This is a genomic window from Bradyrhizobium sp. 1200_D9_N1_1 (assembly GCF_052075915.1).
In the GTDB taxonomy this organism is placed as follows: domain Bacteria; phylum Pseudomonadota; class Alphaproteobacteria; order Rhizobiales; family Xanthobacteraceae; genus Bradyrhizobium; species Bradyrhizobium diazoefficiens.
In genome coordinates, this window is the sequence record NZ_CP197226.1 from 448,767 (window position 1) to 467,304 (window position 18,538).

Annotated in this window: 17 protein-coding genes and 1 tRNA gene; 9 read left to right on the forward strand and 9 right to left on the reverse strand. The window is 64.7% G+C overall.

Annotated elements, in window-relative coordinates; genetic code table 11:
- Window positions 1-9: 9 nt before the first annotated feature.
- Both AB5K84_RS02165 and proB read right to left on the reverse strand, forming a co-directional pair.
- Window positions 10-1,317 carry a glutamate-5-semialdehyde dehydrogenase gene (locus AB5K84_RS02165; protein ID WP_011083261.1) on the reverse strand — a complete coding sequence of 436 codons (1,308 nt, stop codon included), beginning with the start codon at window positions 1,315-1,317 and terminating at the stop codon, window positions 10-12.
- Between the two features lie 248 nt (window positions 1,318-1,565).
- On the reverse strand, window positions 1,566-2,687 hold the full coding sequence (gene proB, locus AB5K84_RS02170) for a glutamate 5-kinase (protein WP_011083260.1): 1,122 nt from the start codon (window positions 2,685-2,687) through the stop codon (window positions 1,566-1,568).
- Between the two features lie 215 nt (window positions 2,688-2,902).
- Here proB and AB5K84_RS02175 point away from each other — a divergent pair, with 215 nt between their 5' ends.
- Window positions 2,903-3,880, forward strand: coding sequence for a Bug family tripartite tricarboxylate transporter substrate binding protein (locus AB5K84_RS02175; protein WP_038965054.1), 978 nt, complete (start codon window positions 2,903-2,905; stop codon window positions 3,878-3,880).
- A 44-nt stretch (window positions 3,881-3,924) separates the two neighbouring features.
- Here the strand turns inward: AB5K84_RS02175 and AB5K84_RS02180 are convergent, their stop codons facing one another.
- From AB5K84_RS02180 to AB5K84_RS02190, 3 genes are all read right to left on the reverse strand, one after another.
- Window positions 3,925-5,559: an alkaline phosphatase family protein gene (locus AB5K84_RS02180; protein WP_011083258.1), complete on the reverse strand. Its 1,635-nt coding sequence runs from the start codon at window positions 5,557-5,559 to the stop codon at window positions 3,925-3,927.
- Between the two features lie 233 nt (window positions 5,560-5,792).
- On the reverse strand, window positions 5,793-6,833 hold the full coding sequence (obgE, locus tag AB5K84_RS02185) for a GTPase ObgE (RefSeq protein WP_011083257.1): 1,041 nt from the start codon (window positions 6,831-6,833) through the stop codon (window positions 5,793-5,795).
- A gap of 114 nt (window positions 6,834-6,947) precedes the next feature.
- A complete protein-coding gene (locus tag AB5K84_RS02190) occupies window positions 6,948-7,427 on the reverse strand; it encodes a MaoC family dehydratase (protein ID WP_038965056.1) in 480 nt (159 codons plus the stop codon).
- A 269-nt stretch (window positions 7,428-7,696) separates the two neighbouring features.
- On the opposite strand from AB5K84_RS02190, the gene AB5K84_RS02195 reads away from it, so the two are divergent.
- Entirely contained in the window at window positions 7,697-8,611 is a 915-nt protein-coding gene (locus tag AB5K84_RS02195) for a DMT family transporter (RefSeq protein ID WP_011083255.1), read from the forward strand.
- Between the two features lie 186 nt (window positions 8,612-8,797).
- Here the strand turns inward: AB5K84_RS02195 and AB5K84_RS02200 are convergent, their stop codons facing one another.
- The 3 genes from AB5K84_RS02200 to rplU form a co-directional block, all read right to left on the reverse strand.
- Window positions 8,798-9,391: a GNAT family N-acetyltransferase gene (locus tag AB5K84_RS02200; protein ID WP_038965053.1), complete on the reverse strand. Its 594-nt coding sequence runs from the start codon at window positions 9,389-9,391 to the stop codon at window positions 8,798-8,800.
- A 127-nt stretch (window positions 9,392-9,518) separates the two neighbouring features.
- A complete protein-coding gene (gene rpmA / locus AB5K84_RS02205) occupies window positions 9,519-9,788 on the reverse strand; it encodes a 50S ribosomal protein L27 (protein ID WP_011083253.1) in 270 nt (89 codons plus the stop codon).
- Window positions 9,789-9,885: 97 nt separating this feature from the next.
- On the reverse strand, window positions 9,886-10,275 hold the full coding sequence (gene rplU / locus AB5K84_RS02210; protein WP_011083252.1) for a 50S ribosomal protein L21: 390 nt from the start codon (window positions 10,273-10,275) through the stop codon (window positions 9,886-9,888).
- 328 nt (window positions 10,276-10,603) lie between these two features.
- Here rplU and AB5K84_RS02215 point away from each other — a divergent pair, with 328 nt between their 5' ends.
- Window positions 10,604-11,728, forward strand: a complete 1,125-nt coding sequence (locus tag AB5K84_RS02215) for an ROK family protein (RefSeq protein WP_011083251.1) — start codon at window positions 10,604-10,606, stop codon at window positions 11,726-11,728.
- Window positions 11,729-11,901: 173 nt separating this feature from the next.
- Here AB5K84_RS02215 and AB5K84_RS02220 read toward each other — a convergent pair whose 3' ends face one another.
- Complete coding sequence (locus AB5K84_RS02220; protein ID WP_060909735.1) at window positions 11,902-12,765, reverse strand: alpha/beta fold hydrolase; 864 nt, start codon at window positions 12,763-12,765, stop codon at window positions 11,902-11,904.
- A gap of 135 nt (window positions 12,766-12,900) precedes the next feature.
- Here AB5K84_RS02220 and AB5K84_RS02225 point away from each other — a divergent pair.
- From AB5K84_RS02225 to AB5K84_RS02250, 6 genes are all read left to right on the forward strand, one after another.
- Window positions 12,901-12,990: transfer RNA gene (locus AB5K84_RS02225), tRNA-Ser, on the forward strand.
- A 162-nt stretch (window positions 12,991-13,152) separates the two neighbouring features.
- Window positions 13,153-14,106, forward strand: a complete 954-nt coding sequence (locus AB5K84_RS02230; protein ID WP_011083249.1) for a LysR family transcriptional regulator — start codon at window positions 13,153-13,155, stop codon at window positions 14,104-14,106.
- 141 nt (window positions 14,107-14,247) lie between these two features.
- Entirely contained in the window at window positions 14,248-15,681 is a 1,434-nt protein-coding gene (gene leuC, locus AB5K84_RS02235; RefSeq protein WP_370161170.1) for a 3-isopropylmalate dehydratase large subunit, read from the forward strand.
- Window positions 15,682-16,317, forward strand: coding sequence for a 3-isopropylmalate dehydratase small subunit (leuD, locus tag AB5K84_RS02240; protein WP_011083247.1), 636 nt, complete (start codon window positions 15,682-15,684; stop codon window positions 16,315-16,317).
- A complete protein-coding gene (gene leuB, locus AB5K84_RS02245; RefSeq protein ID WP_038965045.1) occupies window positions 16,314-17,453 on the forward strand; it encodes a 3-isopropylmalate dehydrogenase in 1,140 nt (379 codons plus the stop codon). Before leuD ends, leuB begins: the two co-directional genes overlap by 4 nt.
- A complete protein-coding gene (locus AB5K84_RS02250; RefSeq protein ID WP_038965044.1) occupies window positions 17,453-18,502 on the forward strand; it encodes an ABC transporter substrate-binding protein in 1,050 nt (349 codons plus the stop codon). Before leuB ends, AB5K84_RS02250 begins: the two co-directional genes overlap by 1 nt.
- Window positions 18,503-18,538: the final 36 nt, after the last annotated feature.

Genomic DNA, 18,538 nt, shown 5'->3' on the forward strand with positions numbered 1-18,538 from the left:
CGACGTTATCTACGGCCGCGTCTGCCCGGTGCCGTGAACGCGATATTTGAAGCTCGTCAACTGCTCGGCGCCGACAGGTCCCCGGGCGTGAAAGCGGCCGGTGGCGATGCCGATCTCGGCACCGAAGCCGAACTCGCCGCCATCGGCAAACTGCGTCGAGGCGTTGTGCAGCACGATCGCGGAATCGACCTCGCTCAGGAATTTCTTCGCAGCGGCCTCGTTCTCGCTCACGATCGCATCGGTGTGATGCGAGCCGTGGTTCTGGATATGCGCGATCGCGCCGTCGACGCCGTCCACCACCTTCGCCGCGATGATCGCGTCGAGATATTCGGTGTCCCAATCGTCGTCGTTCGCAGGCTTTACGCGCGCGTCTGTCTTCTGCACGACGTCGTCGCCGCGCACTTCGCAGCCGGCCTCGATCAGCATCTCGACCAGCGGCTTCAGGCTCGTCGCAGCAGCCGCGCGATCGACCAACAGCGTCTCGGCTGCGCCGCAGACGCCGGTGCGCCGCATCTTGGCGTTGAGCACGATCGACTTCGCCATGGCGAGGTCGGCGCTGGCATCGACATAGACGTGGTTGACGCCTTCGAGATGCGCGAACACCGGCACGCGCGCTTCCTGCTCGACGCGCGCGACGAGGCTCTTGCCGCCGCGCGGCACGATGACGTCGATCGCGCCGTTCAACCCCGACAGCATCATGCCGACCGCCGCGCGGTCGCGCGTCGGCACCAGCGTGATCGCAGCCTCGGGGAGGCCCGCTTCGCGCAGACCCTGCACCAGACATTCATGGATGGCGCGGCAGGAGCGGAAACTGTCGGAGCCGCCGCGCAGGATCACGGCATTGCCGGACTTCAGGCACAGCACGCCGGCATCCGCTGCGACGTTCGGCCGGCTTTCGAAGATCACGCCGACGACACCGAGCGGCACGCGCACGCGCTCGATGGTCATGCCGTTCGGCCGCTGCCAGCTCTCGGTGACGATTCCGACCGGATCGGCGATGCCGCGCACGATGCCGATACCCTCGGCCATGCTCTCCACACGCGCCGGTGTCAGCGTCAGGCGGTCGATGAAGGACGCGGTCATGTTGCTGGAGGCGCGCGCCTCCGCGACGTCCTCGGCATTGGCCGCGAGGATCGCCGCCGCATTGCTGCGGATCGCCCGCTCCATGGCCTCGAGCGCCCGGTTCTTCTGCTCCGGCGGCGCCAGCGCCAGCACGCGCGCGGCAGCGCGGGCACGGGCGGCGAGATCGGACATCAGCGCCTGGAGATCGCCAGTCCGATCGGCATTGCCGTCGACGGCTTTGAGGGGGGCGGCCATTGGGGTTTCAACCTTCTGCTAAGGCAGTGTCCTAGCACGGAAATCCCGCTTTTGCGAAGGGCGGGGAGGGTATGGCAGGTCTCCCCGGCCGCGCGACGGCTGGGTCATTGGCCCAGCCCCGACGTTGTGGCGGGCTTGTCCATGTTTTCCTTGGGCGTCATTCCGGGGCGATGCGGAGCATCGAACCCGGAATCTCGAGATTCCGGGTCTGGTCCTTCGAACCATCCCGGAATGACGGAGCAACGGGTTTACCCGCCCACCACCAGATCGTCACGGTGGATCATCTCCGCGCGGCCGCTGATGCCGAGGATGGTCATCACATCAGGGGAGGAGCGGCCCTTGATGCGTTCGGCGTCGTCGGCGTCATAGGCGATCAGGCCGCGGCCGATCTCGCTCGTATCGGGGCCGCGCACGATCACGGCATCGCCGCGGGCGAACTGGCCCTCGACCTTGATCACGCCGGCCGGCAGCAGGCTGGCGCCGGCCCGCAGCGCCGTCACCGCGCCGGCGTCGATCGTCAGCGTGCCCTTCGGCTCCAGCGTGCCCGCGATCCAGCGCTTGCGCGAGGTGATGGGATTGGCCGGTGTCAGGAACCAGGTGCAGCGGCCGCCATTGGCGATTGCCTGCAGCGGATGCTCGATCTTGCCGGAGGCGATCAGCATATGCGTGCCGCCGGTCGTGGCGATCTTGGCCGCCTCGACCTTCGTGCGCATGCCGCCGCGCGAGAGCTCGGACTCGGCGTCGCCTGCGACAGCCTCGATCTCCGAGGAGATGCTGTCGACGACGGGAATGAGCTTTGCGTTCGGGTTGTTCTTCGGGGGGGCATCGTAGAGCCCGTCGATATCGGAGAGCAGCACCAGGAGATCGGCGCTCGCCATGGTCGCGACGCGCGCGGCGAGGCGGTCGTTGTCCCCGTAGCGGATCTCGGTGGTGGCGACCGTGTCGTTCTCGTTGATCACGGGGATGGCGCGCCACTCCAGGAGCTTGCCGATGGTGGAGCGCGCATTGAGATAGCGGCGGCGCTCCTCGGTATCCTGGAGCGTCACGAGAATCTGCCCGGCGTCGATGCCGTGCGCGCCGAGCACCTCGGACCAGATCCGCGCCAGCGCGATCTGGCCGACGGCAGCGGCGGCCTGGCTCTCCTCCAGCTTCAGCGGGCCGCGCGGCAGCTTGAGCCGGCTGCGGCCGAGCGCGATCGAGCCCGAGGAGACGACGAGGACGTCGCGTCCCTCCTTGTGCAGCTTGGCCATGTCGTCGGCAAGCGCGGCGAGCCAGGACGTCCGCACCTCGCCCTTGTCGGAATCGACCAGCAGTGCGGAGCCGACCTTGACGACGATGCGGCGGAATTGACTGAGTTCGGGGCTGGCCATGTGTGTATGTGTTGGCGCGTGTGACGAATTGCTCGGGTTCGGGAACGGCGGAGCAAACAAGCGGCTCCGATAAGGCCTGCTTTTGCAGCAGGACGATGGCCGGCGCAAGGCGGCAGGCCCGGTAAACGGTGCAACGTGGCTTGGTCTTCGGCCTTGTCTTGAGCGCGGGGGCGGTTCTAATGCCGGCAACCAATAACGGGCTGGAAGGGAAACGTATGGATCGCCGCAAATTCATGGCCGGATGTCTTGGAGGAGGTCTTGGGTTGCCGCTGCTGGCACAGGCGGGCGGGGCGCAAGCGCAGGCCGGGCTTTCAAAAATCATCTTTCCGTTCGCGGCGGGCGCCGGCGGCGACACGCTGTGCCGGCTGATCGCGCAGGAGATGGCGCCGGTGCTGCAAAGGACCATCGTGGTCGAGAACCGCACCGGCGGCGACGGCCTGATCGGCATCAAGGCGGTGAAGGGTGCGAGCCCCGATGGCAGCATGGTGCTGGTGACGACGGGCCCCACCATGTACCTGCTGCCGATGGTGGAGACGACGCCGAGCTTCGACACGGCCAAGGATTTCATGCCGGTGTCGCTGCTGGCGCGGTTCGAATTCGCCGTCGTGATCGGCCCGGCTATCGATGCTGCCGATTTCAAGTCATTCGTGGCCTGGCTGAAGGCGCATCCGGACAAGACGTCGTTCGGGGTGCCGAGCAACGGCACCATTCCACATTTCATGGGCTCCAAGCTCGAGAAGGATCTCGGCATTCCCCTGACCCGCGTGCCCTATCGCGGCAGCGCGCCGATCCTCAACGATCTCATCGGCGGCCATCTGTCGTTCGGCATCGTGACATTGGCCGATGCGCTGCCGCAGCACCGCGCCAAGGGCGTGAAGATCATCGCGGTCTCGAGCGCGGAACGGTCGCCCTTCGCGCCGGAGGTGCCGACGCTGAAGGAGAGCGGCATCGCTCTCGTTGCGGATGCCTGGTACGGCATGTGGCTTCCCGTCGGCAGCCCGCCGGAATTCGCCAGCAAGCTCGGCGCCGCCGCGAGCGCTGCGCTTGCCAAGGCCGAGGTGAAGGAGAAGCTCACTGCGATCGGCCTGATCCCGGTCGGCAGCAGCCCGGATGAGCTGACGAAGGAGCTCGCCGCCAACACGGCGTTCTGGCAGCCGATCGTGAAGGCGACGGGATACAAGATCGAGAATTGAATTCTTCTCCCTCTCCCCGCAAGCGGGGAGAGGCGAAGACAGACTCAAAGCTTCGCGCGCTGCGCGATGCCGTCCTTGATCGCCGCAAGCTCGGCCTCGTCCCAGATGCCGATCAAAACGCCGCCCTTCACCTGGAGCTGGTTGTCGGCATAAGCCGCGATCTTCTCGCGCGGCGTGGTGATGTGGTCGTTGGGATGCAGCGCCCAGTCGAACAGCTCGGCCTGCAACCGCGCGATGATGCCGGCGCAATCAGGATCATCGCCGCGATCCAAAAACTCTTCCGGATCGGTCTCGAGATCGTACAGCATCGGACGGAAGCCCGAGGCGTGGATGTATTTCCAGCGGCCGTCGAACACCATGAACAGGCGGCAGCGCTCGATCGGCTGATTCAGTTTCAGTCGCACGTCCTGCATAGCGTAGTCGTATTCGGAGAACGCGACCTTGCGCCAGTCCGGCGGTGTGGGCCCGCGCAGCAGCGGCAGCAGCGAGCGTCCTTCGAGGATGTGGCCCGGCACCTTGCCGCCGAAATAATCGACGAAGGTCGGCGCAAGATCGATGCCCTCCACCAGCGCGTCGCTGCGCGTGCCGCGCGTGGCGTCGGCTTCCCGGGAGGGATCGATGATGATCAGCGGAATCTTTGCCGACTGCTCGTGGAACAGATCCTTCTCGCCCATCCAGTGATCGCCGAGATAGTCGCCATGATCGGAGGTGAACACGATCATGGTGGTGTCCAGCAGGCCGCGCTCTTCCAGGAATTTCATCAGCGCGCCCATCTGGTCGTCGATCTGCGTGATCAGGCCCATATAGGTCGGGATCACCTTCTCGCGAGCGTCGTCGCGCGCCATGTTGCGGGAGTAGCGCATGTCCATATAGGCGCCGAACACCGGATGCGGATTCTGGCGCTCGCGCTCGGAGCGGATCACCGGGATCATGTCATCGGTCGAATACATGCTGGCGTAGGGTTCGGGCGCGATGTAGGGCCAGTGCGGCTTGATGTAGGACAGATGCAGGCACCACGGCTTGCCGTCGGTCTCGGCCTCACTGATGAAGTCCATCGCGCGCCGCGTCATGTAGGGCGTCTCGGAATGCTCCTCCGGCACCCGCGCGGCCTTGTCGGCGTGCACCAGCAGCCAGCCGTTCTGCAAACTGCCATCTTCCGCCGCACCTGAATTCGCCCAATGCTCCCAGGGATTGGTGGCTTCGAATCCCTGCTTGCGCAGATATTCATCGTATTTCGGGCGCGGCCGTCCCGTCGGGTGCAGGCCGTCGTCGCGCTCATAAGGCTCGAAACCGCATTCGGCGACATGCACGCCGATCATCGACTCCGGCGGGATGCCGAGCGCCTTCATGCCTTCGAGGTCGGGCGCCATGTGGGTCTTGCCGACCAGCACATTGCGCACGCCGATCTTCTTGAGGTGATCGCCGAGCGTGGGCTCGCCGACGCGCAGCGGCCAGCCGTTCCAGTGCGAGCCGTGCGAGCGCATGTAGCGGCCGGTGTAGAACGACATCCGCGAGGGCCCGCAGATCGGCGACTGCACGTAGGCCTTGCTGAAGAGCACGCCGCGCTTCGCCATGGCGTCGATGTTGGGCGTCTTCAGCGTGGGATGGCCGGTGCAGCCGAGATAGTCATAGCGAAGCTGGTCGCACATGATCCAGAGAACGTTCTTCGCGCGCGCCATGCGTCATCCCTGCCGTTTCTTGCTTGTTTAATGCTGCGATATTAGAGCGCCGGTGACAACCTGCCAGTGATGCGGGTGCCCGCAACCTACACTCCAATGTCGTCCCGGCGAAGGCCGGGACCCATACTCCTCAGAAGATGTTATGGCGCGAGATGGCAATGACCAATCTTCGCCAAATCGCATTCGGTGGTTATGGGTCCCGGCCTTCGCCGGGACGACCCAGGGGAGATAGTTTAAGCCGACCAGGGCTCGGCTTCGGCGGCGCTCTTCGCCTTGGCGGACACCGGGGCCTCGCCGATCACTGCGACAAGCGCGCGCAACGCTTCCTTCACGCCCTCTCCGGTCGCGGCGGAGAGCAGCAGCGGCGTCTTCTTGGCGGCGCGCTTCAGCCGGTCCTTCTGCTTCTTGAGCTCGTCCGGCTCGACCGCGTCGATCTTGTTCAGCGCGACGATCTCGATCTTGTCGGTGAGCAGCCCGCCATAGGCATCGAGCTCTGTGCGCACCGTCTTGTAGGCCTTGCCGGCGTGCTCGCAGGTCGCATCGACGAGATGCAGCAGCACGCGGCAGCGCTCGACATGGCCGAGGAAGCGGTCGCCGAGGCCCGCGCCTTCATGCGCGCCCTCGATCAGACCGGGAATGTCGGCCAGCACGAATTCGCGGCCGTCTGCATTCACGACGCCGAGCTGCGGATGCAGCGTGGTGAAGGGATAGTCGGCGATCTTCGGCTTGGCCGCGCTGACCTTGGAGAGGAAGGTCGACTTGCCGGCATTGGGCAGGCCGACGAGGCCCGCATCCGCGATCAGTTTCAGCCGCAGCCAGATCCAGCGCTCCTCGCCGGGCTGGCCGGGATTGGCGTTGCGCGGCGCGCGGTTGGTCGAGGATTTGAAATGCGCGTTGCCGAAGCCGCCATTGCCGCCCTCGGCGAGCACGAATTTCTCGCCGACATTGGTGAAGTCGTGGATCAGCGTCTCGCGGTCTTCATCGAAGATCTGCGTGCCCATCGGCACCTTCAGCACGATGTTCTTGCCGTTGGCGCCGTGACGGTCCGAGCCTGCGCCATTCTCGCCCTTCTGGGCCTTGAAATGCTGCTGGTAGCGGTAGTCGATCAGCGTGTTGAGCCCGTCCGCGACCTCGATGATGACGTTGCCGCCGCGGCCGCCATTGCCGCCGGAGGGGCCGCCGAATTCGATGAACTTCTCGCGGCGGAACGCCACGCAGCCGTTCCCACCGTCACCGGAGCGGATATAGACCTTTGCTTCGTCGAGGAATTTCATGGGCCATAGGTAGGCCAGCCGGTCCCCCGCGGCAACCCGGACTTACCCGCAAACCGGCCGAAATTCCGCGAATTTCGCCCCTTGCTTAACCCCCGGACGACTTCCAAGACGACATCAGAGGGGCCGTCGCCGGATCAGGAATTTCTGAATGCCCTCCAGCACCAGCTCCTTGCGCTGGTTGAACACGGTGCTTTTGAGCGTCACCACGCCGGTCGAGCGTCCCGGCGCGAGTTCGGTGACCTCGAGCGCGGGATAGATGGTGTCGTCGGCGAACACGGGTTTGAGGAACCGGCTCGATTGCTCGAGGAAGCCGACCAGGGAGTCCTCGACCATGAACGGAAACAGGCCGGCGCCGGGCGCGGTGTGGATCAAGGTCTGGAAGCCGTGGGCGAGCAGATGCGGCATGCCGCGGCTGCGGCAATATTCCACGTCGTAGTGCACGGGGTGGGTGTCGCCGCTCGCGGTCTGGAACGCCGCGAACACCGCCGAGGTCTGGGTCCGGCTCGGCAGCACGAAGCGTTCGCCGACGACGAAATCCTCAAACCAGCGTTGCGTGGGGATCATGCGGTGCCGGGCCGGATCGAAGTCGGTCATGTCAAAGCTCTCTTTGTCGATGAGGCGCCTATCGCTACCGCGACGCGAAGAGTGCGACAATCCGTTCAATTCGGCGGTGGCGGGCTTGTCCCAGTCGCTCACGTCATTAAAACGACCGCAAGCGACGCTAATCGCGGGTTTTCCGTGCTCTCTCCGCCCGTCATTGCGAGGAGCGAAGCGACGAAGCAATCCAGACTGCCGCGGTGGAGACAGTCTGGATTGCTTCGCTTCGCTCGCAATGACGACCTCTCACACTCCGACTCGTTTCAATGCCCTTCTTCAAGAACCTCTCCGCCTATGACGACCGCTCCGCGCGCCTCGCCGGCATCGCGCTGATGGTGCTGTCGATCTTCATGTTCTCGTTCGGCGACGCCATGGGCAAGTTCCTGGTCGGGACCTATTCGGTGGGGCAGTTGCTGTTCCTGCGCGCCTGCGCGGCGCTGTTGCTGCTGTCGCCGCTGATCTGGCGGCAGCGTCGCCAGTTCCTGCATCTGGAGCGGCCGCGCTTGCAGCTGTTCCGCGTCGTGCTCTCGACGCTGGAAGTGGCGGCCTTCTTCCTTGCGACGGTCTATCTGCCGCTCGCCGACGTCATCACGTACTACCTCGCCGGCCCCATCTTCGTCACCGCGATGTCGGCGATCTTCCTGAGCGAGAAGGTGGGTTGGCGGCGCTGGACGGCGATTTTGATCGGTTTCTGCGGCGTCGTGATCGCGCTGCGGCCGTCGGCGCAGACCGTCAGCCTGCCGGCGCTGATCGCGCTGGGCGGCAGCCTGTCCTTTGCAACCCTGATGCTGATCACCCGCAGCCTGCGCAAGACCCCCGACATCGTGATGGCGTCCTCGCAATTCGTCGGCACGTTTTTGCTGGGCGCGGTGTTGTCGGCATTCCACTGGGTGCCGCCGACATCAGGCAGCCTCGTCATCTTCGCCCTGGCCGGATGCATCTCGGTGACGGCGCTGTTCTGCGTCAACCGGTCCCTCAAGCTCGCGCCGGCCAGCGTCGTCGTGCCCTATCAATATTCGATGATCGTCTGGGCCGTGATCTTCGGCTTCGTCGTGTTCGGCGACGTGCCGTCGATAGCAACGATCGTCGGCGCCGCGATCATCATCGGCGCCGGGTCCTATATCTACTTGCGTGAGCGCGATCTGGGGCGCCCAAGCAACGAGGTAAATCCGCCGGCGTAGCCACGCGCACACTGTCCTCCCGGGGCGCGCACAGCGCGAGCCCGGGACCCATACCCACAGGGAGTGGTTTGACGACGGCTCGGAGTGGGCGCTTCGCCTCGCACTTCTCCCTGGGATTATGGGTCCCGGGCTCGCGACTTCGTCGCGCCCCGGGACGACAGTGTCGATTGTGGCGCGGCCTGCGCCCTACCTCACCCGTCTTGCGCTGCTCCAGCTCTTCAGCGACGCCCACACCCCGCGCGACAGGCGGAAGCAATCGACGGGCGTGGACGAGCCCAGCGCCAGGAAGCGGTGCAGCTGGACGCCGCTCCACTGGAAGCCGCACTTCTCCAGCACCTTGCGCGAGGCGGGGTTGGTGACGCGCGCACCGGCATGGAGGTGGTCGTCCTCGAACTCCTCGAAGAAGAAGTCGATCGCGCCGCGTGCGGCCTCGGTGGCGAAGCCCTGGCCCCAATGCTCGACGCCGAGCCAGTAGCCGAGCTCGGCATTGTCGGGCTTCGAGCAGTCGATCCCGACCATGCCGACCGGCCCGCTGTCGTGCTCGATCAGGAACACGGTCTCGCTGCCGATCTCGGCGGTGGCACGGATGAATTCGATGGCGTCGTCCTGCGAATAGGGATGCGGCAGGCGGCGCGTGTTCTCGGCGACGCGGCGATCATTGGCGAGCCGGGCGATGGTCCTGACGTCGGCGAGGGTCGGCCGCCGCAAGGTCAGCCGTTCGGTGGCGACGACGCTCGGTCTCGCCTCCCGCAAGGTGGTGCTCGAAAAATCCTGCAACATGTCCGGCTCCGTCGAAGTCACTAAGACAAAACGAAAGGGGAGGCCGGTTTCCCGCCTCCCCTGGAGCCTATTTGTGGACTCCGCCGGTTTGGTCAGGACCCGGCGGACTCCAAATTTGATCCACCGTCTATTCAGCCGCCTCTGCGATCGGGAGTACCGATACGAATGTGCGGCCGTTGGCTTTGGCTTGGAACGTGACGCGACCCTCGATCTTGGCGAACAAAGTGTGGTCCGTGCCCATGCCGACATTAAGGCCGGGATGCCAGGTGGTGCCGCGCTGACGCGCAATGATGTTGCCGGGAATCACAACTTCCCCGCCGAACGCCTTGATGCCGAGGCGCTTGCCCTTTGAATCGCGACCGTTGCGCGATGAACCGCCTGCTTTTTTGTGAGCCATGGCTCGTCTCCGAAATCCTGAGTAGTTCTAGATCAATTCCTTGACGGAATCATTTCATAATTTCTCACGCATCAATTCGTGAATTGGCGTGATCAATTTATGCGGCGGCGTCTTCCTTGGTCGCTTCCTTGGCGACCTTCTCCTTCTTCGGACGCGGCCCCTTGGTGGGCTTGGCGTTGTCCGTCAGGATCTCGCTGACGCGCAGCACCGTGATCTCGTCGCGGTAGCCGCGCTTGCGGCGCGAATTCTTGCGGCGGCGCTTCTTGAACGCGATGACCTTGGGGCCGCGCTTGTGGTCGAGCACCTCGACCGCAACGGACGCGCCGGCCACCGTGGGCAGACCCAGGATCGGCGTGTCGCCGCCGACCACCAGAACTTCATTCAGCTGCACGATCGAGCCGACTTCGCCTTCGATCTTGCCTACTTCCAGGACATCATCCGGAGCGACGCGGTACTGCCGGCCGCCGGTTTTGATGACTGCGAACATCGTTGTTTTCCTTCGTGTTCAATCCCGGCCTCGCGACAGTCTGTCGGGGCCGGCTTTTTGTCAGTCGCTATGGGTTTATGCGAGTTTTGTGCGGGCGGGAGCTATCCCTTTGAAAACCCACGCAAAAACAAGCGGCGCGAGAAACGCCCCGCGCCGGGTGTGGGACTTATAGCCGCCGGACGCCGCAAGTCAAGGAAAACCGCTGAAAAAGGCCCGGATTTGAAGGATTTGGGCGGGAGCCCGCCCGTCCGCCGATTCTTCCCCGGCGTTGCAACCAACGGGTTCCCGCGCCGTTGTCCCCCAGATTTCGCAAGCGGGCAAGGGTCCCATGGCAACGGACGAACTGGTCGCGACGACGGGCATTGCGCAGCACGGCGCGAGCCGCCTGCCGTCGGTGGACGTCGACAGTTTCAACATCGAGATCAAGGACGAGGACGGTTTTCTCGGCGACCGCGCCAGCAAGGGCGCGTTCCGCGAGATCCTCGACCGCTGGCGCAAGCCGCTGCGCAAGACCGGCGAGGACCCGTTCGGCAAGGAGCCCTCGGACCAGATCAGCAAGAAGACGCTGGATGCGATCCTGATCGGCGACGACACCGAGGCCTCGGCGCTGGTCCACAGCGCGATCGAGGATTTCGCCCAGCAGCTAGCCTATGTCACGCGCCGCTTCCTCAAGACCAAGGCCTGGGCCAAGACCGAGCGCATCATGGTCGGCGGCGGATTTCGTGATTCCAGGCTCGGCGAGCTTGCGATCGCGCGCACCGAGATCATCCTGAAATCCGAGGACTTCAAGATCGACATGCAGCCGATCCGCCATCATCCTGATGAAGCCGGCCTGATAGGTGCGCTGCATCTGGCGCCGTCATGGATCTTCGAGGCTCATGACAGCATCCTCGCCGTCGATATCGGCGGTACGAATATCCGCTGTGGCCTGGTGGAAACGAGCTGGAAAAAGGCAAAAGACCTGTCGAAGGCCAAGGTCGTGAAATCCGAGCTATGGCGTCATGCCGACGACGAGCCGACGCGCGAAGGCGCGGTGAAGCGGCTCACCAAGATGCTGAAGGGGCTGATCGCCGAGGCCGAGACCGAAGGCTTCAAGCTCGCGCCCTTCATCGGCATCGCCTGTCCCGGCGTGATCGACGCCGACGGCTCGATCGAGAAGGGCGCGCAGAACCTGCCGGGCAATTGGGAGAGCAGCAAGTTCAACCTGCCGGCGAGCCTGATCGAGGGCATCCCCGAGATCGGCGAGCACGACACCGCGATCCTGATGCACAATGACGGCGTGGTTCAGGGCCTCTCGGAGGTTCCGTTCATGCAGGATGTCGAGCGCTGGGGCGTGCTCACCATCGGCACGGGGCTCGGCAATGCGCGCTTCACCAACCGCCGCAAGGACAATGGGAAAGACCGTGATTCTACCGAGAATGGGAAGAAAAAGGCCAAGTCTGACAAGGAGTAACCTTGACTGGTTAGGTTAAGGGACGGATTGCGTTGCAGTGCATGGGGCACCCGCTACGGTCGAATCTGTCGCCTCACCTGGCCGGCGAAGCCGCCCTTCCCGGTCAGTATTGCAATGAGCGGCACGGGACCGCCAGTGTTTACCGCGTCTGGCGGTCCCACCCTTATCCGGACTCAACTCCAGCCGACGCGCTGAAAGAACGCCGCGATCTCCGCGGCCGCGTGGTCGGGATTTTCCCGATGCGGGAAGTGGCCGGCGCCGGGAAACATCGCGAGATCGAGCGCGCTGAACGTCTCGCCGAGCCGGTCGGTCCACGCATAGGGAAACAGCGGATCGTGCTCGGCCCAGCGGACGCAGGTCGGCACGTCGATCGGCGGAAGCTGTGGAGCTTCGCCCTTCATCATCGCGACGCGCCCGGCATGCGAGGCGCGATAATGCGCAAAGCCGCCGGCAAGGTTGCCCACCCTAGAGAAATTGTCGACGAAGGCGTCGAGGACGTCGTCGAAGGCGTCTTTTCGATGCGCCCAGCCCTTCAGGAAGTGACTGATATAGAGCCGGCAGCTCTCGCGGCTCGCGCCGACGAGCCGCACGGCCATCTCCATCTGGTGGAAGGACTGGTACCAGATGTGGTTGAGCCGGTCGGGCGCCGCCATGCGCGGTCCGATGCCGGGATAGACGAAATCGAAGAAGAAGAGACCGGCGAGCCGGCCCGGTGCCTGCCGCGCCAGGGGCTGCATCACGGCGCCGCCGACATCGTGGCCGACCACGGCGAATCGCTCGATGCCGAGCCCCTCCATCAGCGCAAGCATGTCGGCGGCATGGCCGTCCGGCCCGTAAGGCCCGTCAGGCTTGTCGCTGTCGCCAAAGCCGCGCAGGTCGGGCGCGATCAGCATGAAGCGATCGGCCAGCCGGACCATCACCGGCTCCCAGGTCAGCCAGAATTCCGGCCAACCATGCAGCAAAAGCAGCGGTTTGCCCTTTCCAGCGCGAACCAGGTGGAAATTGGCGCCATTGGCCTTGATCGTCAGATGCTCCATCGCGGTTCCTCCCGAAGGCTGGGATGGGGTTGAAAGAGGCAGCGGATTTTCCCCTTTCGCGCCTTGTCTGGCCCGCCATCCTCGCCTATTAACGCCCCCAACCACAGGGGCCCTGCTCCTTACTTGGCGCCTTCAGGAGAGGTGGCAGAGTGGTTGAATGCACCGCACTCGAAATGCGGCATAGGTGCAAGCCTATCGGGGGTTCGAATCCCTCCCTCTCCGCCATATCAATCGGCCTCAAAGCCTCGCCTCAAGCACTGAATCCTCAAGATCGCAGCAGCTTCTGGCGTCGCCTCCAGGGGACCGCAATCCGACACCGCACTTGCGGCGGGGCGGCAAGCTTCTCCACAATGTCCGTCATGACAGCCCGCCCCGAGGACCCGACGGATGACGGCCAAAATCGATCTGCTGACGCTGCAGCTCTTCGTGGCGATCGTTGAGGAGCAGAGCATCGCGAAGGCGGCGGAGAAGAAGAACATCGCCGCGTCCGCGGTCAGCCGGCGCATCTCGGATATCGAGGACCGTTTCCAGGTCGAGCTGCTGCATCGCCATTCGAAGGGGATCGAGCCGACGCCGGCCGGCTTTGCCTTGCTCGAGCATGCCCGCATCGTCCTTGGAAACCTGAGCCGGCTCGAGACCGAATTGACCGGATACCGGCAGGGCAAGCGCGGGCTGATCCGGGTCTGCGCCAACAAGTCCGCGATCCTCGAAGCTCTCGCCGACGAGCTCAGCCTGTTCCTGGAGCGGCATCCGCTGGTGCATATCGACATCGAGGAGGATCTAAGCCCTGCGATCGTGCGCGCGGTGATGGAGAACCGGGCCGACATCGGCATTTTCGGCGGCAACATCGACGCACAGGATCTGGAGCTGCTGTCCTATCGCAGCGACAGCCTGGTCGCGCTGGTCACGCGCGACCATCCGCTGGCCGGTCGCAGCAGCGTTCGCTTCCGCGAGCTGGTCGATTTCGACTTCGTCAGCCTGGAGAAGGGCAGCTCGATCGAGACGCTGTGTGTCAGGGCGGCGGCCGCTCTCGGGCAGCACCTCAAGGTGCGCATCCGCGTCAGCAGCTTCGATGCGCTGTTCCGCGTCATCGATGCCAGGATGGGGGTCGGGGTCGTGCCGCTCGAGATCGTTCGCGGCCGCTACGGTGTCGACAGTCTCGTCACCGTTCCGCTCGATGAGTCCTGGGCGCGACGCGAGCTGGTCATGGGCGTGCGCGACTACAAATCGTTGCCGCCGGTGACGAAGCTGCTGGTGGACCATTTGCGGACCCAGGATGATACGGGTCTCACCACGAGCAGCGTCTCCGACCGGCTGACGGTCGTCCGCAGCAGGGGCTGACATCGCCCGTGTCAACGCCTGCCATCGCCGGCCGCGATGGCACCCTGCCAAACCGTCACTGCACATTTGCGGGACGCGCTTCTATCCTGCTTCCCAGGATTGCCCTCGGTCGGCATGATCGGCGGCACTACGGCACGTCAGATGCCGATCAGGGGAGGACGGATCGTGGACACGCGTGGTCGCACGCTGCTGGCCAAAATCTGGGACCAGCATGTCATCGCCCATGTCAGCGATGACACCGATCTGCTTCATGTGGATCGTCATCTGCTGCACGATCTCGGCGGCTCCCGCGGGCTGATCGACCTCAAGAGCCGCAACCTCCCGGTCCACAATCCCGAGCTGACTTTTGCCACGCCCGATCATGCGATTTCCACGGCGTCCGGGCGCGCCGGCACGATCACGACCGGGCAGGAGCTGCTGGCGGCGTTGCGGACCGAGACATCCGCCAGCGGCATCCGGCTGTTCGACATCGACCAGCCGGGGCAGGGCATCGTCCATGTCATCGGGCCGGAGCTCGGTCTCAGCCTGCCCGGCTGCCTGATCGTCTGCGGCGACAGCCACACCTGCACCCATGGCGGGCTCGGCGCGCTTGCCTTCGGCATCGGCTCCAGCGAGCTCACGCATGTGCTGGCGACCCAGACTATCATCCAGCGCCGGCCGAAAACCATGCGCGTGACGTTCGACGGCCGCATGCCGTTCGGTGTCACGGCGAAAGATCTCATCCTCGCTTTGATCGGCCATGTCGGCGCCGCCGGCGGCACCGGTTATGCGGTCGAGTACGCCGGCAGCGCGATCAGGGGCATGCCGATCGAAGGGCGGCTCACCATCTGCAATCTGTCGGTCGAACTCGGTGCCAAGATGGGGCTGATCGCGCCGGACCAGACGACGTTCGATTATGTCCGGGGACGTCCCTACGCGCCGCAAGGTGAGATGTGGGAGCGGGCCGTCACGGCGTGGCGGACGCTTCGGAGCGACAGCGACGCAATGTTCGATCGCGAGGTGACGATCGATGTCGGCACCATCATCCCCCAGATCACCTGGGGCACCAGTCCGGAGCATGTCCTCGGTGTCGATGGCCGCGTCCCGGATCCCCGAGACATTGCCGATCCCGCGCGCCGCGGCGCGATCGAGATCGCGCTCGACTATATGGGCCTGAAGCCCGGCGCGCCGATCGCCGGCACGAAGGTCGATTGGGTCTTCATCGGCTCCTGCACCAACAGCCGTCTCAGCGATCTGCGCGCCGCGGCCGAGGTCGCGCGCGGCCGCAAGGTCGCGCCCGGCGTGCGCGCCTGGGTCGTGCCGGGTTCGGAGACCGTCAAGCGCGATGCGGTGGCCGAGGGGCTCGACAAGATCTTCATCGACGCGGGCTTCGAATGGCGCGAGCCCGGATGCTCGATGTGCCTCGCCGCGAACGGCGAAACCGTGCCGCCCGGCCAGCGCTCGGTCTCGACGTCGAACCGGAATTTCATCGGCCGGCAAGGGCCGCGTGCCCGCACCCATCTGGCGAGCCCGGCCATGGCCGCGGCGGCGGCGGTCTCCGGCGCCATCGCCGATGTCCGAACCATGGAGCGCTAGATGGCGGAGCCCTTTACCAAGTTGACCGCGATTGCCGCGCCGATCATGCGCACCAATGTCGATACGGACGTCATCATCAGCATCAATCGCATGATCGGAAATTCCGTCCGCGGCAGTCTCGGCAAATGGGCGTTCGGCTCGCTCCGCTATCTGCCTGATGGCTCGGACAATCCGGAGTTCATCCTCAATCGCGAGCCGTATCGCGCGGCGGAAATTTTGGTCACGGGTCCGAATTTCGGCTGCGGCTCATCGCGCGAGGCGGCGGTGTGGTCGCTGCAGGAGATGGGTATCCGCGCCATCATCGGATCCGGCTTCGGCGACATTTTCTTCGCCAACTGTTTCCAGAACGGCATCCTGCCGGTGGTGCTGGACAAGGCCATCATCGACAGCCTCGCCGCCGACATCGAAGCGAGCCAGGGCGCGGGACGCCTCACGGTCGATCTGCAGGAGCAGACGGTCACCTCGCCATCGGGGTTAAGGCACGTCTTCGAGATCGATCCGCGCAGACGTGCGGGCCTGCTCGAAGGCCTCGACGAAATTTCGCTGACCTTGCGGCGCGACCAAGAGATCCGCGGATTCCAGGCATCCGACCGCACCGCGCGGCCGTGGATTCACTTTGCAGGACATCAGGCATGAACACGCTCTCGAACACGATCACGGTGGCCGTGGTCGGTGGTGAAGGCATCGGTCCGGAAGTGACCGATCAGTCCCATCGCATTCTCAAATGGTTCTCGGACCGGCGCGGCGCTCCGGTGATTCTGCGCGAAGCGCAATACGGTCTGATCCCGTATCTCGCGACAGGCAAGGTGCTGCCGGATGACACCGTCGAGGCGATGGAGGAGGCCGACGCGATCCTCTGGGGCGCGACCGGTGGCCCGGAGACGACGGAGGTCCCTCCGGCCGCGCGCAAGGCGGGAAGCCTCTTGTCGCTGCGCAGCAAATACGACCTCTATGCCAATCTCCGGCCCATCGTCGCCAATCCGGCGCTGGCGGACTCCGCGCCGCTCAAGGCCGCGGTGCTGAAGGACGTCGACTTCATCATCATCCGCGAGCTCACCAGCGGCATCTATTTCGGCGAGCCGCGCGGCATCGAAACGCTGCCCGATGGCCAGCGCCGCGGCTTCAACACCCAGCAATACACCACCAGCCAGATCCGCCGGGTGGCGCGAACCGCGTTCGAACTGGCACGGACGCGCAAGGGCCGGGTCTGCTCCGTCGACAAGGCCAATGTGCTTGAGACCAGTGTGCTGTGGCGCGAGGAGGTCACCGCGCTGCATGAAGCGGAGTTTTCCGATGTCGAGCTGACGCATCTCTATGTCGACAACGCCGCGATGCAGATCGTGCGGGCACCCTCGCAATTCGACGTCATGGTGACCTGCAATATCTTCGGAGACATTCTCTCCGATTGCGCGGCGATGGCGTCGGGCTCGCTCGGCATGCTGCCGTCGGTCTCGCTCGGGCCGCCGGACCGGCTCGGACGTCGCAAGGCGCTCTATGAGCCGGTTCACGGCAGCGCGCCTGACATTGCGGGCAAGGGCATCGCCAATCCACTTGGCTCGATCCTCAGCGTCGCAATGATGTTGCGCATTACCCTCCATCGACCTGAAGATGCCGCGCTGCTGGAGAAGGCCGTGGATACGGCCCTGGCCGCCGGCGCAAGAACGGCCGATATCGCCGAACCCGGCGCAAAAAGACTTTCGACCCAGGAGATGGGCGATGCGGTGCTGAACGCGCTCGACAAGGTGGTCGGCAAGGAGAGGGAGCACGCGTGATGAGAACTCGGGTCACAAGACGGTCGGCGCTGACGATTGTCGCTGGCGCCGGTGTCTCCATGGCGGCGGGGCGGGCGTGGGCGGATACCCCGTCGGGCCGCGTGATCTACCCGGTGGCCATTCCGGTGTATCAGTCCCAATTCGTCGCCGACCGTGCCGGGTTCTTCAGGGAGGCCGGCCTCGACTGCAAGCTGATCCAGGGCGGCAGCGGCGTGAAGACCCGTGAGATCATTGCTTCGTCCCAGGGAGATATCGGCATCGGCGACATCACCCACCCGATGCAGCTCAGCAATCACGGCCGCAGCGCGCGCGTGCTGATGCCGGTCGATACCCGCAGCAACGCCGCGATCTTCATCATCCGCAAGGATCTGTTCGATCAGGGCATCACCACGCTGGAGGCGCTGGCGAAGTGGAAGCGGCCTGACGGACGCAAGCCGATCGTTGCGGTATCGTCGCTTGGTGGCACCAACCACGTCTGGGCCTCCTATTACCTGGAAACCATGGGGCTCGACGACAAGGTGACCTGGATCGGCACCGGCAATGTCGACACCATGATGGGGACGTTGAAAACGAAACAGGTCGATGTCCTCATCAACTCGCCGTCGATCCTGAAGGATTCGATCGAGCAGGGCTGGGGCGCGCTGTTGTTCGACGGAACCGACGAGGCGGTCTGGGCCAAGTATATCGGCGGCAAGGTCCCGGTGACGTCTCATTTCACCTTGCAGTCGACCATCGACAAGGACCCGCAGAAGATGCAGGCGTTCGTCACGGCGCTGTGGCGCGCGACCCAGTGGATCAAGGAGCACTCCCCCGAAGAGATCTACGATGCGATCGAGCCTTATGTCGGGAGCACGTCGCGCGATGCGAATGTTTTCGACATTGGGATCATGAAGAAGGTCACCGACTACGAATGCGTCATCGATGCGGAGAGTTTTGCACGCGGGCAGAAGGTCTGGTTCCGTGAAATGACCGGGATCAAGCCGCTCGCCATGGCCGACGTCGTCACCACCAGCTTCATCGAAGCGGCACGCAAGGCCTATCCGGCTTGAGCGTGCAGGCCTTACATGCGCCGCACGCCGACGCGC

Coding starts and splice junctions, on each gene's coding strand:
- AB5K84_RS02165 (WP_011083261.1), bottom strand. CDS start 1,317: ATGGCCGCCCCCCTCAAAGCCGTCGACGGCAATGCCGATCGGACTGGC.
- proB (WP_011083260.1), bottom strand. CDS start 2,687: ATGGCCAGCCCCGAACTCAGTCAATTCCGCCGCATCGTCGTCAAGGTC.
- AB5K84_RS02175 (WP_038965054.1), top strand. CDS start 2,903: ATGGATCGCCGCAAATTCATGGCCGGATGTCTTGGAGGAGGTCTTGGG.
- AB5K84_RS02180 (WP_011083258.1), bottom strand. CDS start 5,559: ATGGCGCGCGCGAAGAACGTTCTCTGGATCATGTGCGACCAGCTTCGC.
- obgE (WP_011083257.1), bottom strand. CDS start 6,833: ATGAAATTCCTCGACGAAGCAAAGGTCTATATCCGCTCCGGTGACGGT.
- AB5K84_RS02190 (WP_038965056.1), bottom strand. CDS start 7,427: ATGACCGACTTCGATCCGGCCCGGCACCGCATGATCCCCACGCAACGC.
- AB5K84_RS02195 (WP_011083255.1), top strand. CDS start 7,697: ATGCCCTTCTTCAAGAACCTCTCCGCCTATGACGACCGCTCCGCGCGC.
- AB5K84_RS02200 (WP_038965053.1), bottom strand. CDS start 9,391: ATGTTGCAGGATTTTTCGAGCACCACCTTGCGGGAGGCGAGACCGAGC.
- rpmA (WP_011083253.1), bottom strand. CDS start 9,788: ATGGCTCACAAAAAAGCAGGCGGTTCATCGCGCAACGGTCGCGATTCA.
- rplU (WP_011083252.1), bottom strand. CDS start 10,275: ATGTTCGCAGTCATCAAAACCGGCGGCCGGCAGTACCGCGTCGCTCCG.
- AB5K84_RS02215 (WP_011083251.1), top strand. CDS start 10,604: ATGGCAACGGACGAACTGGTCGCGACGACGGGCATTGCGCAGCACGGC.
- AB5K84_RS02220 (WP_060909735.1), bottom strand. CDS start 12,765: ATGGAGCATCTGACGATCAAGGCCAATGGCGCCAATTTCCACCTGGTT.
- AB5K84_RS02230 (WP_011083249.1), top strand. CDS start 13,153: ATGACGGCCAAAATCGATCTGCTGACGCTGCAGCTCTTCGTGGCGATC.
- leuC (WP_370161170.1), top strand. CDS start 14,248: ATGCCGATCAGGGGAGGACGGATCGTGGACACGCGTGGTCGCACGCTG.
- leuD (WP_011083247.1), top strand. CDS start 15,682: ATGGCGGAGCCCTTTACCAAGTTGACCGCGATTGCCGCGCCGATCATG.
- leuB (WP_038965045.1), top strand. CDS start 16,314: ATGAACACGCTCTCGAACACGATCACGGTGGCCGTGGTCGGTGGTGAA.
- AB5K84_RS02250 (WP_038965044.1), top strand. CDS start 17,453: ATGAGAACTCGGGTCACAAGACGGTCGGCGCTGACGATTGTCGCTGGC.